The 16,151-nt window shown below is 47.7% G+C and carries 19 protein-coding genes; 11 read left to right on the plus strand and 8 right to left on the minus strand.

From position 1 onward, the window contains the following. Positions 1 to 171 precede the first annotated feature (171 nt). Complete coding sequence (locus KNO94_RS07310; protein WP_015880342.1) at positions 172 to 1,275, plus strand: glycerol dehydrogenase; 1,104 nt, start codon at positions 172 to 174, stop codon at positions 1,273 to 1,275. Between the two features lie 19 nt (positions 1,276 to 1,294). On the opposite strand, the gene KNO94_RS07315 is transcribed toward KNO94_RS07310, so the two are convergent. Then, entirely contained in the window at positions 1,295 to 1,762 is a 468-nt protein-coding gene (locus KNO94_RS07315) for a hypothetical protein (RefSeq protein ID WP_214778537.1), read from the minus strand. Positions 1,763 to 1,817: 55 nt separating this feature from the next. Further along, complete coding sequence (locus KNO94_RS07320) at positions 1,818 to 2,036, minus strand: hypothetical protein (protein WP_214778539.1); 219 nt, start codon at positions 2,034 to 2,036, stop codon at positions 1,818 to 1,820. A gap of 173 nt (positions 2,037 to 2,209) precedes the next feature. Between KNO94_RS07320 and KNO94_RS07325 the strand changes: the two genes are divergently transcribed. Together KNO94_RS07325 and KNO94_RS07330 are read left to right on the plus strand one after the other, a co-directional pair. Continuing rightward, the gene (locus KNO94_RS07325; RefSeq protein WP_214778541.1) at positions 2,210 to 3,049 is read left to right on the plus strand and encodes a M15 family metallopeptidase; all 840 of its coding nucleotides are present in this window, start codon (positions 2,210 to 2,212) and stop codon (positions 3,047 to 3,049) included. 76 nt (positions 3,050 to 3,125) lie between these two features. Then, positions 3,126 to 3,464 carry an antibiotic biosynthesis monooxygenase gene (locus KNO94_RS07330; protein WP_214778543.1) on the plus strand — a complete coding sequence of 113 codons (339 nt, stop codon included), beginning with the start codon at positions 3,126 to 3,128 and terminating at the stop codon, positions 3,462 to 3,464. On the opposite strand, the gene KNO94_RS07335 is transcribed toward KNO94_RS07330, so the two are convergent. Continuing rightward, positions 3,444 to 4,145: a CBS domain-containing protein gene (locus tag KNO94_RS07335; protein WP_214778549.1), complete on the minus strand. Its 702-nt coding sequence runs from the start codon at positions 4,143 to 4,145 to the stop codon at positions 3,444 to 3,446. The two genes, KNO94_RS07330 and KNO94_RS07335, sit on opposite strands and share 21 nt — an antisense overlap. A 114-nt stretch (positions 4,146 to 4,259) precedes the next feature. On the opposite strand from KNO94_RS07335, the gene KNO94_RS07340 reads away from it, so the two are divergent. Further along, positions 4,260 to 4,991: an AzlC family ABC transporter permease gene (locus KNO94_RS07340; RefSeq protein ID WP_214778551.1), complete on the plus strand. Its 732-nt coding sequence runs from the start codon at positions 4,260 to 4,262 to the stop codon at positions 4,989 to 4,991. Next, on the plus strand, positions 4,988 to 5,290 hold the full coding sequence (locus tag KNO94_RS07345) for an AzlD domain-containing protein (RefSeq protein WP_214778553.1): 303 nt from the start codon (positions 4,988 to 4,990) through the stop codon (positions 5,288 to 5,290). Before KNO94_RS07340 ends, KNO94_RS07345 begins: the two co-directional genes overlap by 4 nt. A gap of 32 nt (positions 5,291 to 5,322) precedes the next feature. On the opposite strand, the gene KNO94_RS07350 is transcribed toward KNO94_RS07345, so the two are convergent. Next, a complete protein-coding gene (locus tag KNO94_RS07350; RefSeq protein ID WP_214778566.1) occupies positions 5,323 to 6,801 on the minus strand; it encodes an HD-GYP domain-containing protein in 1,479 nt (492 codons plus the stop codon). 102 nt (positions 6,802 to 6,903) lie between these two features. Then, positions 6,904 to 8,655: a mechanosensitive ion channel gene (locus KNO94_RS07355; protein ID WP_214778568.1), complete on the minus strand. Its 1,752-nt coding sequence runs from the start codon at positions 8,653 to 8,655 to the stop codon at positions 6,904 to 6,906. A 222-nt stretch (positions 8,656 to 8,877) separates the two neighbouring features. Between KNO94_RS07355 and KNO94_RS07360 the strand changes: the two genes are divergently transcribed. The 4 genes from KNO94_RS07360 to KNO94_RS07375 all read left to right on the plus strand — a co-directional run bounded on the left by KNO94_RS07360 (position 8,878) and on the right by KNO94_RS07375 (position 11,442). Then, the gene (locus tag KNO94_RS07360; protein WP_214778570.1) at positions 8,878 to 9,291 is read left to right on the plus strand and encodes a methylglyoxal synthase; all 414 of its coding nucleotides are present in this window, start codon (positions 8,878 to 8,880) and stop codon (positions 9,289 to 9,291) included. A 44-nt stretch (positions 9,292 to 9,335) separates the two neighbouring features. Continuing rightward, on the plus strand, positions 9,336 to 10,196 hold the full coding sequence (locus tag KNO94_RS07365; RefSeq protein WP_214778572.1) for a hypothetical protein: 861 nt from the start codon (positions 9,336 to 9,338) through the stop codon (positions 10,194 to 10,196). Positions 10,197 to 10,307: 111 nt separating this feature from the next. Next, positions 10,308 to 10,823, plus strand: coding sequence for a YflT domain-containing protein (locus KNO94_RS07370; RefSeq protein WP_214742519.1), 516 nt, complete (start codon positions 10,308 to 10,310; stop codon positions 10,821 to 10,823). Positions 10,824 to 10,836: 13 nt separating this feature from the next. Beyond that, positions 10,837 to 11,442, plus strand: a complete 606-nt coding sequence (locus KNO94_RS07375) for a YflT domain-containing protein (protein WP_214778574.1) — start codon at positions 10,837 to 10,839, stop codon at positions 11,440 to 11,442. A gap of 35 nt (positions 11,443 to 11,477) precedes the next feature. Here KNO94_RS07375 and KNO94_RS07380 read toward each other — a convergent pair whose 3' ends face one another. The 3 genes from KNO94_RS07380 to KNO94_RS07390 are packed head-to-tail and all read right to left on the minus strand — an operon-like array spanning position 11,478 to position 14,763. Beyond that, positions 11,478 to 12,440, minus strand: a complete 963-nt coding sequence (locus KNO94_RS07380; protein WP_214778575.1) for a 2-hydroxyacid dehydrogenase — start codon at positions 12,438 to 12,440, stop codon at positions 11,478 to 11,480. Positions 12,441 to 12,488: 48 nt separating this feature from the next. Beyond that, positions 12,489 to 13,631, minus strand: coding sequence for a YcjF family protein (locus KNO94_RS07385; RefSeq protein ID WP_214778577.1), 1,143 nt, complete (start codon positions 13,629 to 13,631; stop codon positions 12,489 to 12,491). A 13-nt stretch (positions 13,632 to 13,644) separates the two neighbouring features. Beyond that, complete coding sequence (locus KNO94_RS07390; RefSeq protein WP_214778579.1) at positions 13,645 to 14,763, minus strand: GTPase; 1,119 nt, start codon at positions 14,761 to 14,763, stop codon at positions 13,645 to 13,647. Between the two features lie 80 nt (positions 14,764 to 14,843). Between KNO94_RS07390 and KNO94_RS07395 the strand changes: the two genes are divergently transcribed. Together KNO94_RS07395 and KNO94_RS07400 are read left to right on the plus strand one after the other, a co-directional pair. Continuing rightward, positions 14,844 to 15,233, plus strand: coding sequence for a VOC family protein (locus KNO94_RS07395; RefSeq protein WP_214778745.1), 390 nt, complete (start codon positions 14,844 to 14,846; stop codon positions 15,231 to 15,233). A gap of 93 nt (positions 15,234 to 15,326) precedes the next feature. After that, on the plus strand, positions 15,327 to 16,127 hold the full coding sequence (locus KNO94_RS07400) for a formate/nitrite transporter family protein (protein WP_214778581.1): 801 nt from the start codon (positions 15,327 to 15,329) through the stop codon (positions 16,125 to 16,127). Positions 16,128 to 16,151 lie beyond the last annotated feature (24 nt).

Below are 16,151 nucleotides of genomic sequence, written 5' to 3' on the forward strand. Positions count from 1 at the left end.
AACGAATGAACGACTGGGGGTTTCTCATTGTCGTCGCCATCATCATCCTATTACTTGTGCTCGGTCAGTTGCCGTTCTTCATGTAATCTTCACGAACATTCTTTACAAACTGTAGTATGATGACCTTGTAAGCACTTACATCAAACCTGATATGAAAGGATGGAGTTCACTATGTCAGAACGCATTTTCATCAGTCCGGCCAAGTATGTGCAAGGGAAACAAACGATTGATCGCATCGGAGAGTTTGTCGCTCACTTCGGTTCAAACGCTTTACTCATCGCGGATGACGTCGTATGGGAGTTGATCGGCGAACGGGTGACCAAATCTCTGCAAGCGAGTCAGCTCAAAGCGACGAAAGCCGATTTTGTCGGAGAAGCTTCGAAGCATGAGATCACTCGAATCGCTAGAGATGCTAAGGAGAGTGACACAGCGCTTGTCATCGGTCTCGGCGGTGGGAAGACGCTCGATACAGCAAAAGCGGTCGCAGATGAATTGGATGCGCGCATCGTCATCGTACCGACCATCGCCTCTACGGATGCACCAACGAGTGCATTGTCGGTCATTTATACAGAGGAAGGCAATTTCGAAAGTTACCGTTTCTATAAAAAGAATCCAGATCTCGTCCTTGTGGACACGGAATTGATTGCACAAGCACCGCCACGCTTCTTAGCGTCAGGTATTGCCGATGCATTAGCCACGTGGGTGGAAGTACGAAGTGTCCTGGCATTCGGAGGCAAGACGATGGCTGGCGGCGTCCCAACGCTTGCAGCGGAGGCGATTGCCGAACGGTGTGAAGAAGTTCTATTCACATACGGGATTCAAGCATATGAAGCTGTCAAAGCAAAAGTCGTCACACCTGCGCTTGAAGCCGTTGTGGAAGCCAATACCCTATTGAGTGGACTTGGCTTTGAAAGCGGCGGCTTGGCTGCAGCCCACGCCATTCACAATGGATTCACCGCGCTTGAAGGAGACATCCACCATTTGACGCACGGTGAAAAAGTCGCATTCGGAACACTCGTACAACTCGCACTCGAAGGACGTCCTCAAGAGGAATTCGAACACTATGTCGCCTTTTATATGGCTCTCGACTTACCGGTCACACTCGAAGAGATCAAATTGAAGGATGCGTCTCGAGACGACATCTTGAAAGTTGGGAAAGCCGCAACGGCAGATGGCGAAACGATTCATAGCGGTTTCGATGTCACAGCTGAAGAAGTTGCAGACGCCATCATCGCTGCCGATCGCTATGCACGTCTTTATAAAGAACATCTATAAAAAAACAACGAGAGGAAGCTCACACGGCTTCGTCTCGCTGTTTTTTGTTCAAAAAGAATGATAAGAGAATTCCGACTCCCATACAGCTGACCGTCAAAAGGAAGAACGTCAGCTGATTCATATAGATGATATTCGTGAACTGGTTCCATCCTGCTGCGTACGACTCATTGGCTGACAAACGAATTCCTTCTCGAAGAGACGCCGCCTGCGATTGGTTAGTCATCCAAGCTATACCAGCCATGACGAAACTTCCAATCGCTAAACTAACCTTTCCAAATGGTCGCACGGATGCGACGACTCGATGTGTCAAACGAACGGTGATCCAAATAAACAACAACAGAAACGGCCATCCAATTAAGAGAACAATCCAGTATAGATTCCCTTCACTCGGTGTTTCCGAGTAAGGGGTCGTCATCACTTCACCAAGCTTAAAGATTCCGAACGTGATCAACGTCACGATAAACCATGCTTTTATCAATTTCTCCATCTCAACACCTCGTCCTCAGTATAGCAAAAACACCGTATGCGTCTGCATACAGTGTTTACTCTTTCGGTCGGACGACGTAGTAAATCAAAATGACGAGCCACGTCCACACTCCTGTGAAAATTCCGATAATCCCGACGATGAAGAATCCAAGCGGAATCATCGATTTCGTTCGATTGTAGTCCTTCCACATATTCGATAGCCCTTTAATATTAAAGTATAAAAAGGCAAAGAATAGGACGAGCAACAACAGTGGTAATCCAAATAAGACTTCCATTCGCTCACTCCTTTCTACGTTCTCATTCGTTATCTTCATTGTAACGGATTCCATGCCCACCTTCATCGGGCCCTAGCCGTATCATCTTCCCACCTGCAGATGGATAAAACATGTGCAGTCTCTCAGAAAACAGGGAAAAGGAGAATTATCCAATCCTTGAGGAGGCGTTCGCTATGAAGTCCCTGCGTGTCTTGATTATTTGTTTGGTATTGTTTCACGTATCGCCGGTGACAGCGGCGTCCTCATCTCCACAACCAGGTTACACGATTAAAACAACGTATTTATACGGTCGGGCCATGCAGTCTTCTCCCGTCCTCAAAACGTTACGCACGAACGTCCCGGTTCGCTACACGACCTATAATCGGAGTTGGTCGAACGTCTATATCGGGAATACAAAGTACTTCACTCCCTCTGCCAATCTGAAAGCTGGTATTCCGAAGATGCCATCTGCCGATCGTTTACGACTGGTCAACAAGTCACATGGGCTTCCTTCAACTTATCGTTCCCCTCAACTCGTCACATTAACCATCCCAACCGTTTATCAAAAGGGAAGTGAACGTACTCTGATGACGGCAGAGGCTGCTTACGCTTTGGCGAAATTGTACTACGCCGGTCGAAAACAAGGGCATACGCTATATGCCCTGAGCGCTTATCGATCATATGCGACCCAAAAGTCACTCTATGCCTACTACGTCAACACACGTGGAGTCGCTTATGCCTCAAAATATGTGGCCATCCCAGGACACAGCGAACATCAAACAGGTCTAGCCGTCGACATGACCAGTCAACGAATGCGCTTAGGATTATACGCATCCTTCGATCAATCACCGGAAGGGAAGTGGATGATACAAAACGCACATTCCTATGGCTTCATCATTCGTTATCCAAAAGGAAAAGAGAAGATTACGGGATACAACTATGAACCATGGCATTTACGGTATGTCGGTGTGAACGAAGCGACGACCATGAAACAAAACAACTGGACGTTTGAAGAATGGTGGAATAAACATTGAGTGAGCATCCTTTTTCAGGCATTTCCCTGTTCACGTTATAATGGAGTCATCTTATTCGTATAGGGGGAAATGTGGGATGTGGATTGTCATGAACAAACTAGACGTTGAAAAAGGGAAAGCCGACGCGGTCAAAGCACGCTTTGAAACAACGAAAGGGATTGAAACGATGGACGGGTTCGTTCGCATGCAAGTGTTGACGGATACGTCTGATGCGGCGATGGACCATGTCGTCATCATGACTACGTGGCGTGATGCAGCAAATTTTGAAAACTGGCGAGACAGCAATGCCTATAAGCATGCCCATAAGAAGCGTGATGATGGGACTTCAGAAGTGAAACCAATCGTCCTCGGTAACACTGTTACCCAATATGAGGTCGCCATTGAACATCTCGCCTCAACGGAGCGCGTTCAATAAATCTTGTGGCCGGACGATGCCGAGTAACGGTTCATCCGGATTTCCGGTCTCTGTGATGAGAAGGGCGTCATATCGTGCGCCCTCTTTCATTTGTGTAAAGCAATGCTGCGCCTCGATGACCGTCGCATCTTTGCGAATGAATCGATACCGGTGCATATGCGGATCGTGGTGAAGGACGTGCTTCACCCGAACTCCTTTGAGTGACAAGTTGGTCCCGTCGATTGTTTCGGCTAGCCAACTGGTCACTCCTTTTTTCGTCAACAGTCCGCGCCAAGATCCATTGTCATGATATACCGGGAATTGCGAATAATTTTTATCTCGAATCTCCCGAAGTACTTCCGTCAAAAAATCTTCGGACTGAAACGTCACCACCGATTTTGCAAATAACGGAATGACGAGACGTGGGTGCAGGAGTTCACGTTCCACTTCTAAAATCAATGCAACGAGCGACTCGTGTGGCTCTGCGATAATAAAATCAGGTTCCCGCCGCTCATGGACGATGGCATTTCGTAGTTGACTCATCTGATGTAAATCTTCTTTATACCGGTCGATGATTGGATTTTGTTTCGCTAACCGATTCACCATGTTGCTAAAACTGAAATGCTGCCCATTTCCCATCTCTCGACTCAAGTAATCCTCGATTCGATGATAGGATGCCAAAAATTCTTCAGCACGACTCATGTAACCACCCTCCTTAACGATACATGTATACCCTCTTTTTCATCATTTGAGCAGGAAACCGTTTATTCATCCCGAATGACATAGAAATCATCTAAATGATCAAGGAGGGCTATCATGGCGTCGTCGATTCATTCCACATCACCGGTTTCACCGCCACCCACGTTTCGTGCAGGACTACGGGCCGGCATTCCCGTTGCCATCGGATATATCCCGATTGCGATTGCCTTCGGTCTTTTGGCACAATCTTTTCATTTACCGAACGCCATCACCTTATCGATGTCCTTTTTAATTTTTGCCGGGGCAAGTCAGTTCATTACTGTACAACTTCTGATGACCGGTTCAATGTACTGGGAAATCATCTTGACGACGTTCATTCTAAACTCTCGTCATTTTTTGATGTCCGCCGCACTATCCCAACGGATTGAGAGTACGTCTAGAAGACTATTGGCTGTCATCGCGTTCGGTGTGACCGATGAAACGTTCAGTATCGCCTCTACTCGTCAAGAGGCCCGCTCCGGTATGTTCGTGCTCGGGTTAAATACAATCGCCTTTCTTGCTTGGAATGTGGGGACATGGATGGGGGTCTTCCTCGCCTTCGGTCTTCCAAGCACCTTACAGGCGAGTATGGGGATTGCACTATATGCGATGTTCATCGGATTACTCGTTCCATCATTAACGACTCGTCCTATCTTCGTCGTCGCAAGTTTAGCAATCGTCATTCAAGCCATACTTCATTGGATCATCACGCCATTCTTTCCCATCTCGGACGGGATTCGAATCATCGTCGCGACTGTTGCCGCAGCCGGATTCGGTGCTTTTCTATTCAAGGAGGAAGAGGTCACATGATATCGTTGTTTCTGCTCGTTCTAGGATTGGCACTGGTCACGTACCTCCCTCGCCTCTTCCCGCTACTCTGGCTAAAGGAATTGGCGTTACCGGCATATATGAAACGATTTCTTTCCTTCATCCCGTATGCGGTATTGGCGAGTTTGATTTTTCCTGGGGTCCTCTCCTCCACGACCACCACCTCGTCCGCCTTATTCGGAGGCGTGGTTGCTACAACGCTTGCGCTACTCCGGGTCAATCTCGTCGTTGTCGTCATAGGAGCCGTATTCGGGGTGTATGCCTTCCAGACCCTATTATAAAAGGAGCCGCACACGAGGTGCCGCTCCTTTTCTTATGCCGATATGGCCTGACGACGAAGCCGGACGAATACGTCTACGAATTCTGCGTCCCATTGCGTTCCACGACCGTTCTCTAAAATAGAAAGTGCCTTTTCCACCGGCATGCCAGAGCGATAAGGTCGATCTGATGTCATGGCGTCATAGGCATCGGCAATCGCCATAATCCTTCCGAACAATGGAATGTCGACCGCATGTAAGCGGTCCGGATACCCTTTGCCATCGATTCGTTCATGATGCGACCGAACCCCGGCTAAGATCGGTTGAAGCGATGCAGGTAAGTGAATCTGACTCAAAATATGGATGCCAATGGTCGGATGTTCTTGAATTTTTGAAAACTCTTCGTCCGTCAGCTTCCCTTCTTTTAGTAGGACGTCATCTCGAATCCCGATTTTTCCGATGTCATGTAGAAGTGCCGACTTATTGAGTAAATCGACTTGTGCATGCGGTAAGCCGATGGCACGAGCCAGCTCAACGGAATACATCGCGACACGCTCCGAATGACCAGCTGTATAAGGGTCACGTGCATCGAGCGTTGCCGCGAATAAAATGAAGAGGCTGTCTAACAGCTGTGCGTTTTCTTGTTCGCGAGCAGTTACCGTCTCGACCATTTGATTGAAGCCACCAATCAATTGGGCGAACTCATCTAAATAGGGATTCTCGATTTTCTGGAGTTGTCCTGATTCCATTTGCTCGATTCCTGACGTCAAGAGCCCAATCGGACGTTTGATATTGTCATAGAGCAAGAAACTGCATAGCACTGCAATTCCAACGATGATGACAAGAATCACGAACGCCCAATTCCAATACGTATCCGTCCGATTCGAAGTCGACAATTGCACACTCGATGCCAACATGAACAACATGATGGGAAAGACACCCGTAATGAGCATACTGATCAATAATTTAGTACGGACACTAAATGACCGATACGTTGCATGAATAGGCTGATGATAAAGTTCGAAGTGCCTCTCTTTCATGTATACAAGTAAAGGTTCGACCGAACGTACCGTCAAAAAGTACTCAATCAAGGCATGTAGCACCGCAATCATGACGGCACCAATGGCAGCGAGACCAATCAAACGATACGGTAAGTCAATCCACCCCATCTGAATGAAAACGGCGGTCAAACCAATTGACGGGATGGATAACCCAAACAAATGAGGACCTAAAATCCGTTGCACCGTTAAAATCGGGAATCGACTCGCTTGTTCGAATGCCGACGTCAATTCGTCAACCGATGGAGACTCGGTCATAAAAAGTTGTCGGATTGGTCGAATGTGACGACGGTATAAGAGTAGTTCTAAGGAAATCATAACCATCCCCGACCCTAACATGATGCCTAACAGTAGTGAAATCTCTCGAATGGACAGGTCAAGCGTTTGAAAAATAAAGACACCACCCACCCCAAAAACGGCCAAACCTGAGCCGATGATATAGTTCATCACGAGCGTCCGTTGAAAACGTTCAAACATTTCCTCACCCCTACACTCTTTTCTTTTACTATCGACCAGATTTACGCTTGAGTTGAACACAAAAAAACGGATCTCCTCGTGGGAGACCCGTTCAAGCATCAATTATGGGCGTAACGGACCATCGTTATCATCAAGTGATCGATTGTCCTGATCCGGAGTGATGTTCTCATGGAACGGATTCGGTTCCGGTCCATCAACATGGTCAACTTTCGGATTTTGAACATCTCGCTTCAACTCGTGCTTCGATTGTTCCGCTTCATGTTTCGACTGCTCCATGCCTTGCTTCGCTTGTTGTTTTGCCGCTTCCGCTTCGCGGCTCATCTGTTCTTTCTCCTGCTCGAGACCTTCTTTTGAAACTTCCGTTTCATCAATGCGTCGCTCCGCCTTTTTCAAATAACGTGCCGCCGTCTCGCGACCACCAAGACCGAAAGCAAGACCGAAGGCGAGGGCAACAGCTCCAAGAATGAGAAGGAATGCTGTATTGACAATCATCGGTGCGATGCCGAGTTGGCTAATGGCCATGAAGAAGACGAGTCCGAGAATCGCATACTTCGCTACGTAGCGAAGCGCACTCGGTTGTCCTGCTCCATCGACAAGTACACTTCCGACCAACCGCTCTGCCATGTTCGCCAACCAGAATCCGACTGCCAAAATGATGAGTGCTGCGATGACCATCGGCAAGTAAGCAAAGATGGCTGTTGCAAGAGATGCCATGAACTCGAGATTCGCAACCTGAAGTGCTTCAGATACGAAGAGTAAGATGACAATCACTTGTACAATGACACCGACCACTTGGGCGATTGACATCGAAGTCGCACGTTCTCCGAAGCCCATTTTTTGAGCCAACGAATTGACACCTAAGTTCTCAAGTAGCGATACGACGACACCCTTCAACCATCTTGCCACGAATACACCGACGAGGACGAGGACGATTGCGACAAGAATGTCTGGAATCATGACAAGAACATCATTGAGCATCGCAATCGCTGGTTCCGAAATTCCTCGAATATCCAATGCTTCAAGTGCCGAAATCGCGACCGGAATCATGATGAAAATGAACACGATTGTACCGATTGCTTTTGCAAGACTTGATCCCTTCACATAATCAGAAAGATGGAATCGCTCTGCCAATCGATTTAACCCTGCTGCTTCAAGGAACTTCGTCAAAATGTCACGTACAATCTTCGCGACGACATAACCGATTGCGAAGATGAGCGCCGCTGCGACAAGTTTCGGAATGAATCCGAGGAAGCTGTTCAATAAGTCTTCGAATGGTCCGCTGACCCCACGAAGTCCAAGGGCATCAAGTACAGCCGGTAGCGCCAATAAGAGCACGAGATAGAAGACGATGTTCGCGACCGTGTCGACCCACTTCGTTTGATTGACACTTGTCGATTCTTGCCCCGTTTTTTCCATCAACTTGCTCAAATTCAAACGATGTCCCGCCATTTGAATCCCTTTTTTCAAAAGGGTAGCGATGACCCAGGCAACGAGTAAAATCAGGCCGGCTTTGATGACACCGATAATCAGTCCAGAGAATCCTTCATAAATTCGACTGAATGGTTCCGTAATGGCTGGAACGTTCATGAATTCAAAGATGATCAGGAATGCGAGGAGTAATACCCCAAAGAACACGACTTTCCCGATAATGCGTTCAGGGGTCCACTTTTCTCCTTTCTCCCCATCTTTTTGAATACCCACTCGCTCATCGAGTCGTGCTTTCTTCAATGCTTTACGTGTCACGTTTTCCAATACTTTTGCCAAGATATAACCGACTACGAGAATAACAATTGCCAGCAAAAGCTCTGGTAGCCAAGACATGAACGTATTGAAGTTATACGTTGTGTTGTTCATCGAATCTTCCTCCTTTTTTTATATAATGATTGTTTTTCTTTAACAGTGCTACTTCTATAAATACCTATATTTCAAAATCATTAAACATTATGCACATGACAACTCGTTTACATCACTATTACGATTCAGTGGAATTGGGTAGGTAAGTTAAGAGAGAAATCGTGTCAAACGACGCGAGATATGATACGAATAACAAGAGAAGTCAAAATAGGAGGAATCGCTATGAATATCGCTTTGGTGGCTCATGACAAAAAGAAAGATGATTTGATTGTGCTAATTAAAACGTATACGCATATTCTAGAAAAGCATCAGCTATTTGCAACGGGCACGACGGGAAAACGAATTGCAGAAGCAACCGGGTTGCCTGTTCATTGTTTTCGCTCAGGACCGCTTGGAGGGGACCAAGAAATTGGGGCTGCCGTCGCTCGCGGTGAAATGGATATGATTATTTTCTTCCGCGACCCATTGACAGCCCAACCTCATGAACCAGATGTGAGCGCATTGATGCGGCTTTGTGATGTGTATTCCATCCCGCTCTCGACAAACATGGGAGGGAGCGAGATTTTGATTCGAAGCATCGAGCAAGGTGACTTCGAGGCACTAAAACTTTCTCATAACGACGAACCCCCTGCTTGATTATGACAAACCAAGAAAGGAGAGGAATCTCCCTGGAACCGAATATGATCCACGACCCGAACGTTCAACAGTTTTTTAATGCCGTACGTCAGCGTCTGATTGAACTCCTTGGAAATGAGGCGGAGGCAGACCGCCATCTACTGGCACTCGCTGGATATATCCGACACGCAGAGAAAAGCGGTCAGTCTTTGGATAGTCTTTTAAATCAAGATCCTCAAGAATACGCCCGTTTTCTCATCGAACAACCGGAGACAAATGAAGAATATCGTCGACGCTATCACGTGTTGATTGACGCCTCAGACGAATTAAAACCTCATGAAAAAGCGCAAGCCAACCGTGACTTTGATTGGGCCGTCAATCAACTAGATGAAGCGAAACTCTCATTAAAAGAAATCGAGGTACGCGACCTCGCCTTCCTTGCCTACACAAAAATTGAAGCACTCAAGTCATCGCGCACGATTTGGAACCGTTTCGGCTGGTTGCTCGGAATGATTTTAGCGTTCGCTTATGCCAACTTACTACTCGTCATCGATGACATCTTTAGTGGTCGTCTATTCAGTGCTCCGATGTCGACATATCCGGTCGACTATTTAGCCTTCCTATTGCCCGTCCTCGTGACCGGTGCCATCTTCGGTGTATTAACCCGCTTTCGGCACCACATTCAGACGCTCGGACGACGAATTGTGTTCGCCTTACTCATCGTCGTCGTCTACATCTCGTCCATCTTTTTGATTCAGCCACTCTTGATGACACTTGGTTGGTCATTCGTCATTCAGTTGACGCCACTCTATGCGCTCATTTTAATGGGCATCAGTGGATTTATGGCCATCTGGACGCTAATCGAGTTCGTCTGGAAGAGCACACGGTGTTCACTCGGAGACGATACGCTCATGCTTTATTACTAATCACGCCACTCCTCTTGGGAGATGGCGTTTTTTGTTTCGATTATGGCAAGAACGGAAATTACTCCTATTGTGACGCTAATTGAAGATTGACAACATCTAAGGGGGTATTCGATGTCAGATCGAAAAATGATTGGTCTGTTTCAGACCGAACCGGAAGTCATGCACAAAGTCGAAGAATTGAAGGCCGCAGGGGAAGCCGAAAAAAATATGCATGTCGTCGCCAAGCGGGACGGGGAAATTTCTGCCTTACGTGACCATACAGATGTGAATGCCGAATCCGGTATCCGCGACGTCAATTTACTCGACCGTGTCAAAGCCTTTCTACATGGGAGTGACCGGATACGAGACGAACTTCGTAATATGGGACTGAACGATGCAGAGGCAGAGCAATATTATAACGCCATTGATGAAGGGCAAATTTTACTCTACATCGATCGACACTCATACGACCGCTACCCGAACATGTATAAAAAAGACAGTGAGCTCGACCATGATAAAGGGGAAAAAGCGGACGGGATCGCCTTTGATGCAAAACCGTTCAACGACCATGACGAGAATCCACGAGGTACGAAAGATGACCCGATTGTACGCGGTCATTCTGGTCTAGAAGACCACCGACGATTATAAGGAGGAAACGACTATGAATGAGAAACGATTCATTAGTATGCATGAGACACAGGAGGCAGCAATCGGCAAGATTGAAGAATTGCGCGCCAAAGGCTATGAGGATTCACATATTTATGTCGTCACGAAACATGAAGACAACGTCTCCATTTTAAGACGTGATACCGATGTCCATACGGAAGCGACCCACCATGCGAGTTGGTTCGATAAGGTCCGTGCTTTCCTCAGTGGTCATGAGGACGTTCATGCCGGTCTACGTAACATGGGACTTAGCGATGATGAAGTGAAGCGCCACTATGACGATGTGGAAGCTGGGAAAATTCTCGTTTACGTGGACGAAGATTTCGAACGTCGTCATCATGAAGGTGTGACGGTTGATGCGAAACCGTATCAAGACGCATCGTCCACCCATCTCGGTAGTCACACAGATGACGGGTTAGAAATCGACTCAAAACCTTACCATGAGGCCCAGACCGTCGACCCGAGTCACCCTGTGGATCCGGAACAAGACAAGCTAGATGAAGAAACGAAGCGAGCAGACCGTGAGGAAAAACTACGGGGACTCGACGATCGCGCGTATCGTAACGATGTCGAAGACCCAGACAATATCCGACGCTTCTAATGAACAAGAGCCTGACGCCATGCGTCAGGCTCTTGTTACGTCAATCGATTCTTCGGTTCTTTCCCTTCGAGCACATTCGTGATAGCATCTCGGTTCAATGCCATCATCGCCAAACGTGTTCGAATCGAGGCACTTCCGATATGAGGCAACGTCGTCACATTCGGAAGCGTCAACAGCGGATGATCAAGGTCGACCGGTTCTTTCGTGAACACGTCGAGTCCCGCTCCCCAAATCTTTTTCGCCTCGAGCGCTTCATACAAGGCTTGTTCGTCAATGATCTCTCCACGAGCGACATTGATGAAAATCGAGGTTTCTTTCATTTTGGCAAACTCTTCGGCTCCGAGCATACCACGCGTTTCATCTGTGAGCGGTGCGAGAACGACGACGAAATCAGATTGCGCCAATAGTTCATCGAGTTCTGCATAAGTGAATCCGTACATCGACTCGGACTCATGGCGTCGTGTCCGGTTATGGTATAGGACTTCCATGTCAAATCCGCGTGCCCGACGTGCGACCGCTTCACCGATGCGGCCCATCCCGATGATACCCAGTTTCGCTTGATAGAGATCCATCCCAACGTAACCCATCGGTAGCCAAGATTTCCATTCACCAGCGCGCAAATCACGTTCCGCCTCTCCGAGACGTCGTGCCGTCATCATCATGAGCCCAAACGTCAAATCTGCGGTCGTTTCCGTCAAAACATCCGGTGTGTTCGTGACGATGACACCATGCTCTTTCGCTGCGTTCAAATCGATATTGTTATATCCGACCGCCAAGTTCGAGACGACCTCTAAATGCGTGGCACGCTCAAACACGTCACGGTCAATCGTATCACTGAGCATCGTCCAGAGCGCATGCGCAGATGACGCTTCCTCTAGTAGCACATCCCGTGGCACACTTTCCCCCTCATGCTCCCACATGCGTACATTGTATCGATTACGAAGCGGTTCGACTGACTCTTCCGGCAAGCGACGCGTAATATAGATTCGTTTTTTCATCTTCCTCCCCCTCTCTACACTTACCTGTAGTCTACCAAACAGGAGACGTTAAGAGGGTCGATCCGACTTCGGAGTCTGCTTCAAAAACTGTTCAAACAATGACCCGAACTCTTGATTTAACAATTGTTCAATCGTTTTCGAAGAGTCGAGCGCGTTCCGATAAGCGATTTCGTTGATGGCGAGCCCGATGGCCCACGTGATTCCTGATGCGACGGTCGCGTTGATGACACCGGCTGCCGCGTTCGCTCCCGGGAAAAATTTCATGACATTTAACAGTAACGTCTTCGACAAGGTACGACCGATTTGTGGAATAATCGTGCTTCCAATGAGTGTCTTCAGTAAATCGTCACTCGCTTTGACACCCCAATAGCGAAACAGATGGACGCTCATCGTCACCTGAATCGGCGTCAATGCAACGGCATCTGCAAAGGGGAGAGGTACTGCAGCGGCCGTTCCCGCGCTCGCCACATAGCCTGAAATAATTCGATTCGCCTTTTTACGCTTTAACTTGAGCATCGCTTCACTCTCTGCGTGAATCTCCATCAAAAGCCCTTCCTGCAAAGAAGCATCTAGTTGTTCAACCGACCATACGATCAATCGTTCCCAATCGACGTATTGTCGCAACGCTTCATCGTTCAATATTTCCGAAGAAATGCTGACTTGGAAGATGACCTCTTCGGGAACGAGTCCAGTCAGTTCATTTCGTAGTGCCGTCAGTTCATCTAAATCGACCTGGTCGATTTGTGTGAATAAGACAGCGACAGCAGTCGACTCACGCAGGCGGCGAATCAGGGTTTTGTCGAGTGGTGTGACACGTTTTGTTGCAGCATTGATGGTATACCAAATGAGATGGATTCGTTCCGATGCCTCTTTTCGGGATGCACTTTCCACGAATCCGATGACTTCTTCTTCGTAATGTTGTTGCCTAGCACTTCCGATTTCATAGCCTTCACTATCGAATAAAGTGACTGCAATATCATCACTCTTATATTGATGAATACCTCGTGTGACGGGTTCCCCGGCTGCCACTTTCGTCAAATCACGTCCAAACACATAGTTCACGACAGAGCTCTTCCCTGCTCCTGTCGCCCCTGCAATCAAGATATTTGGCTTTTTGACGTTGCCACGTAGTCGCTCAAGCTCCGCCTTTACATCATAATCCTTAAAATTAAATCGTTTCGTCGATTCCATTTAAGTCTCCCCCTTATGAGTTGAGCGTGCGACCGAGTTGACGCATCTCGCGCTCAAAACCACGTCGAACCTCTTCTTCAATCGTTTGTCTTACGGATGCGTATTGCTGTTCAATCGCTTTTTTAATTCCTCGCTCTGCCGTCCGACGCTTGAATGCCCAGTAGATGAAATGTACCCCAGGAATCATTCCAAGTACCATCTTCCGAACGGTTTTTCCAAATGAATAGTCAAACCCAAGTTCGACACGTCTTGTTTTAAACAATCGGTCTGCCTGCTCACCGACTAAAGGATAACGTTGCATGAGTTGAATATAGTGGCGTACCCCTTCCGCCATCGCCTCTTCCGTCGTCACAGCAGCCTGTTCGAGTGTTTTTTCTAAATCTTTTTCAATCTTTTGGGCTTTCCAGCTAATCGTCACTTGGGGAGTCAGCATACGAATGGTTTCCGCTGAAGCGACACTACGAACTCGCCATTCCTCCAATTCCTCTAATAAATGATTAGTCAGATTTATAGGAAGCTTGCGTTCAATGTCTCTCCATAAATTTGTCCGATTCCGCCTCCAGACCGTCTCATATCCACTCACCGGGACACGCTTACCCGTCAGTAACTTCTTTTCGACGCTATTGACGCGAATGATATTCTCTTCTTCGATGGGAAGCTCACGTAACAATACCTGTTCCATCGCCTCCGCTTTTTGTACACTCATCGGGTCGTCTTCATTAAAGTTGGTCAGTATGAGCGTGACATTGCTCCCACGTTCATATAACGGCTTTAAAATCGCCTCGAGCTCATATGCCTCGACACGTCCCGACTGTACGGATAGTAAATAATAGATGGTGTGAAACCATTCAGCGATATCGAGCGCCCCTTCACGCTCGTGAACAATGGATAGAATCGCGCGGTGCCACTCCTCTGATCGGTCTGCTTCAAGTCCCCATGTATCAAAGAAACGAAATAAAATCCCTCGTTCTAAATCGTAATACTCGTATTCGTGAAGCCCTTCTGCCGTGACCGGACTTCCGGCACGCGATTCGGCGACGTCATGTCCGTAAATATAGTTGATGAACGCACTCTTTCCAACGCCGGTCTTTCCGGCGATTAAAATATTCGAGACGAGCCCTGTCCGATCCATATGCTTCCTCCCCCATACGTTGTATAGTTCAATTATACCGAACGGACCGTTTTCAAACGTCCATCGAAAGGATGATTCTCATGCTTCACCATGTTGAGCTTTACGTTTCGAATCTACATAAGAGTGTAGGTGCCTGGGAATGGCTTCTCTGTGAACAACTTGGCTACACAATCTACCAATCTTGGCCGGAAGGACGGAGTTATCGTTACGGAGATACATATCTTGTGTTCGTTCAAACGGAAGAGGATCATCTGACGCCACCCTATCACCGGAAGAAAACCGGCTTGAACCACTTGGCGTTTCATGCATCCTCGCTCGCACAACTAGAAGAAATCCGACGACAGCTCACGGCTCGTGGCTTTCACGAACTGTATGCGGACCGCTTTCCTCACGCAGGTGGCCCGAACTATACAGCACTATTTTTTGAGGACCCGGACCGCATCAAAGTCGAACTCGTGGCGACAATGTGAACGGTTTCATGAGAACTTTTCGAAAGTTTGTGAAAACAATTGCAAACTTGACGTCGACCTCCTAGACTGAAAGGGTCTAAGGAGGTCTTTTTCATGGAAAAACCAGTCATCGATTATATGGAAGACGCCGCATTTAAGAAATCGTCACTGCTTCAGCATTCATTTCCGCAATATATGTTGCGATCCATCATCGCCGGTTTTTTGATTGGGATTGGTGTTGTCTTTTCATTTACTGTCGGAAATATGTTCATCGACACGCCTGGTACGATGCTCATCGCCGGTGCCAGTTTCTCAGTCGCGCTCGTCTTCATCGTTTGGATGGGAGGAGAATTATTCACGAGTAACACGATGTATCTCTACACCGGTGCAAAACGAGGACGTGTCGCTTGGCTCGACCTCGCCAAAATATGGGGACTCAGTTGGGTCGGTAACCTGATTGGTGCCGTCATTCTGTCCCTGCTCGTCATCGGTGCTCACAGTATGGGTGAAGTGACGAGTGACCACTTGCTTGCCGTCGTCGCCGCAAAAAAAATCGGTGGGGATGCCCTCGCTATATTCTTAAAAGGAATCCTATGTAACGTGCTCGTTTGTTTGGCCATCTTCATGCCATTAAAATCAAACAACGACGTCGCGAAGATCATGCTGACGATGATTCCAGTCGTCGTATTCTTTGCCGCCGGATTTGAGCACTCGATTGCAAACATGGGCGTCTTCGCCCTCGCGCTCCACTATGTACCGTCGGACCTCATCACCTTCAGCGGTGCCCTTTATAATTTGTTCTTCGCCACACTCGGAAATATTGTCGGTGGTGCCTTATTCGTCGCCGGAAGTTACTTATATTTGAACAAATCAGAGACGGATCAAGCCGTCAAACCGATGCGTCATCACGCATAAAAAGACAGGGACCCCGATTAGCAG

Source organism: Exiguobacterium sp. s22 (assembly GCF_018617455.1).
In the GTDB taxonomy this organism is placed as follows: Bacteria; Bacillota; Bacilli; order Exiguobacteriales; family Exiguobacteriaceae; genus Exiguobacterium.

What these genes read in the sequence shown, in the direction of transcription:
- KNO94_RS07310 (WP_015880342.1), top strand. Translation starts at nt 172, where the DNA reads ATGTCAGAACGCATTTTCATCAGTCCGGCCAAGTATGTGCAAGGGAAA.
- KNO94_RS07315 (WP_214778537.1), bottom strand. Translation starts at nt 1,762, where the DNA reads ATGGAGAAATTGATAAAAGCATGGTTTATCGTGACGTTGATCACGTTC.
- KNO94_RS07320 (WP_214778539.1), bottom strand. Translation starts at nt 2,036, where the DNA reads ATGGAAGTCTTATTTGGATTACCACTGTTGTTGCTCGTCCTATTCTTT.
- KNO94_RS07325 (WP_214778541.1), top strand. Translation starts at nt 2,210, where the DNA reads ATGAAGTCCCTGCGTGTCTTGATTATTTGTTTGGTATTGTTTCACGTA.
- KNO94_RS07330 (WP_214778543.1), top strand. Translation starts at nt 3,126, where the DNA reads ATGTGGATTGTCATGAACAAACTAGACGTTGAAAAAGGGAAAGCCGAC.
- KNO94_RS07335 (WP_214778549.1), bottom strand. Translation starts at nt 4,145, where the DNA reads ATGAGTCGTGCTGAAGAATTTTTGGCATCCTATCATCGAATCGAGGAT.
- KNO94_RS07340 (WP_214778551.1), top strand. Translation starts at nt 4,260, where the DNA reads ATGGCGTCGTCGATTCATTCCACATCACCGGTTTCACCGCCACCCACG.
- KNO94_RS07345 (WP_214778553.1), top strand. Translation starts at nt 4,988, where the DNA reads ATGATATCGTTGTTTCTGCTCGTTCTAGGATTGGCACTGGTCACGTAC.
- KNO94_RS07350 (WP_214778566.1), bottom strand. Translation starts at nt 6,801, where the DNA reads ATGTTTGAACGTTTTCAACGGACGCTCGTGATGAACTATATCATCGGC.
- KNO94_RS07355 (WP_214778568.1), bottom strand. Translation starts at nt 8,655, where the DNA reads ATGAACAACACAACGTATAACTTCAATACGTTCATGTCTTGGCTACCA.
- KNO94_RS07360 (WP_214778570.1), top strand. Translation starts at nt 8,878, where the DNA reads ATGAATATCGCTTTGGTGGCTCATGACAAAAAGAAAGATGATTTGATT.
- KNO94_RS07365 (WP_214778572.1), top strand. Translation starts at nt 9,336, where the DNA reads ATGATCCACGACCCGAACGTTCAACAGTTTTTTAATGCCGTACGTCAG.
- KNO94_RS07370 (WP_214742519.1), top strand. Translation starts at nt 10,308, where the DNA reads ATGTCAGATCGAAAAATGATTGGTCTGTTTCAGACCGAACCGGAAGTC.
- KNO94_RS07375 (WP_214778574.1), top strand. Translation starts at nt 10,837, where the DNA reads ATGAATGAGAAACGATTCATTAGTATGCATGAGACACAGGAGGCAGCA.
- KNO94_RS07380 (WP_214778575.1), bottom strand. Translation starts at nt 12,440, where the DNA reads ATGAAAAAACGAATCTATATTACGCGTCGCTTGCCGGAAGAGTCAGTC.
- KNO94_RS07385 (WP_214778577.1), bottom strand. Translation starts at nt 13,631, where the DNA reads ATGGAATCGACGAAACGATTTAATTTTAAGGATTATGATGTAAAGGCG.
- KNO94_RS07390 (WP_214778579.1), bottom strand. Translation starts at nt 14,763, where the DNA reads ATGGATCGGACAGGGCTCGTCTCGAATATTTTAATCGCCGGAAAGACC.
- KNO94_RS07395 (WP_214778745.1), top strand. Translation starts at nt 14,844, where the DNA reads ATGCTTCACCATGTTGAGCTTTACGTTTCGAATCTACATAAGAGTGTA.
- KNO94_RS07400 (WP_214778581.1), top strand. Translation starts at nt 15,327, where the DNA reads ATGGAAAAACCAGTCATCGATTATATGGAAGACGCCGCATTTAAGAAA.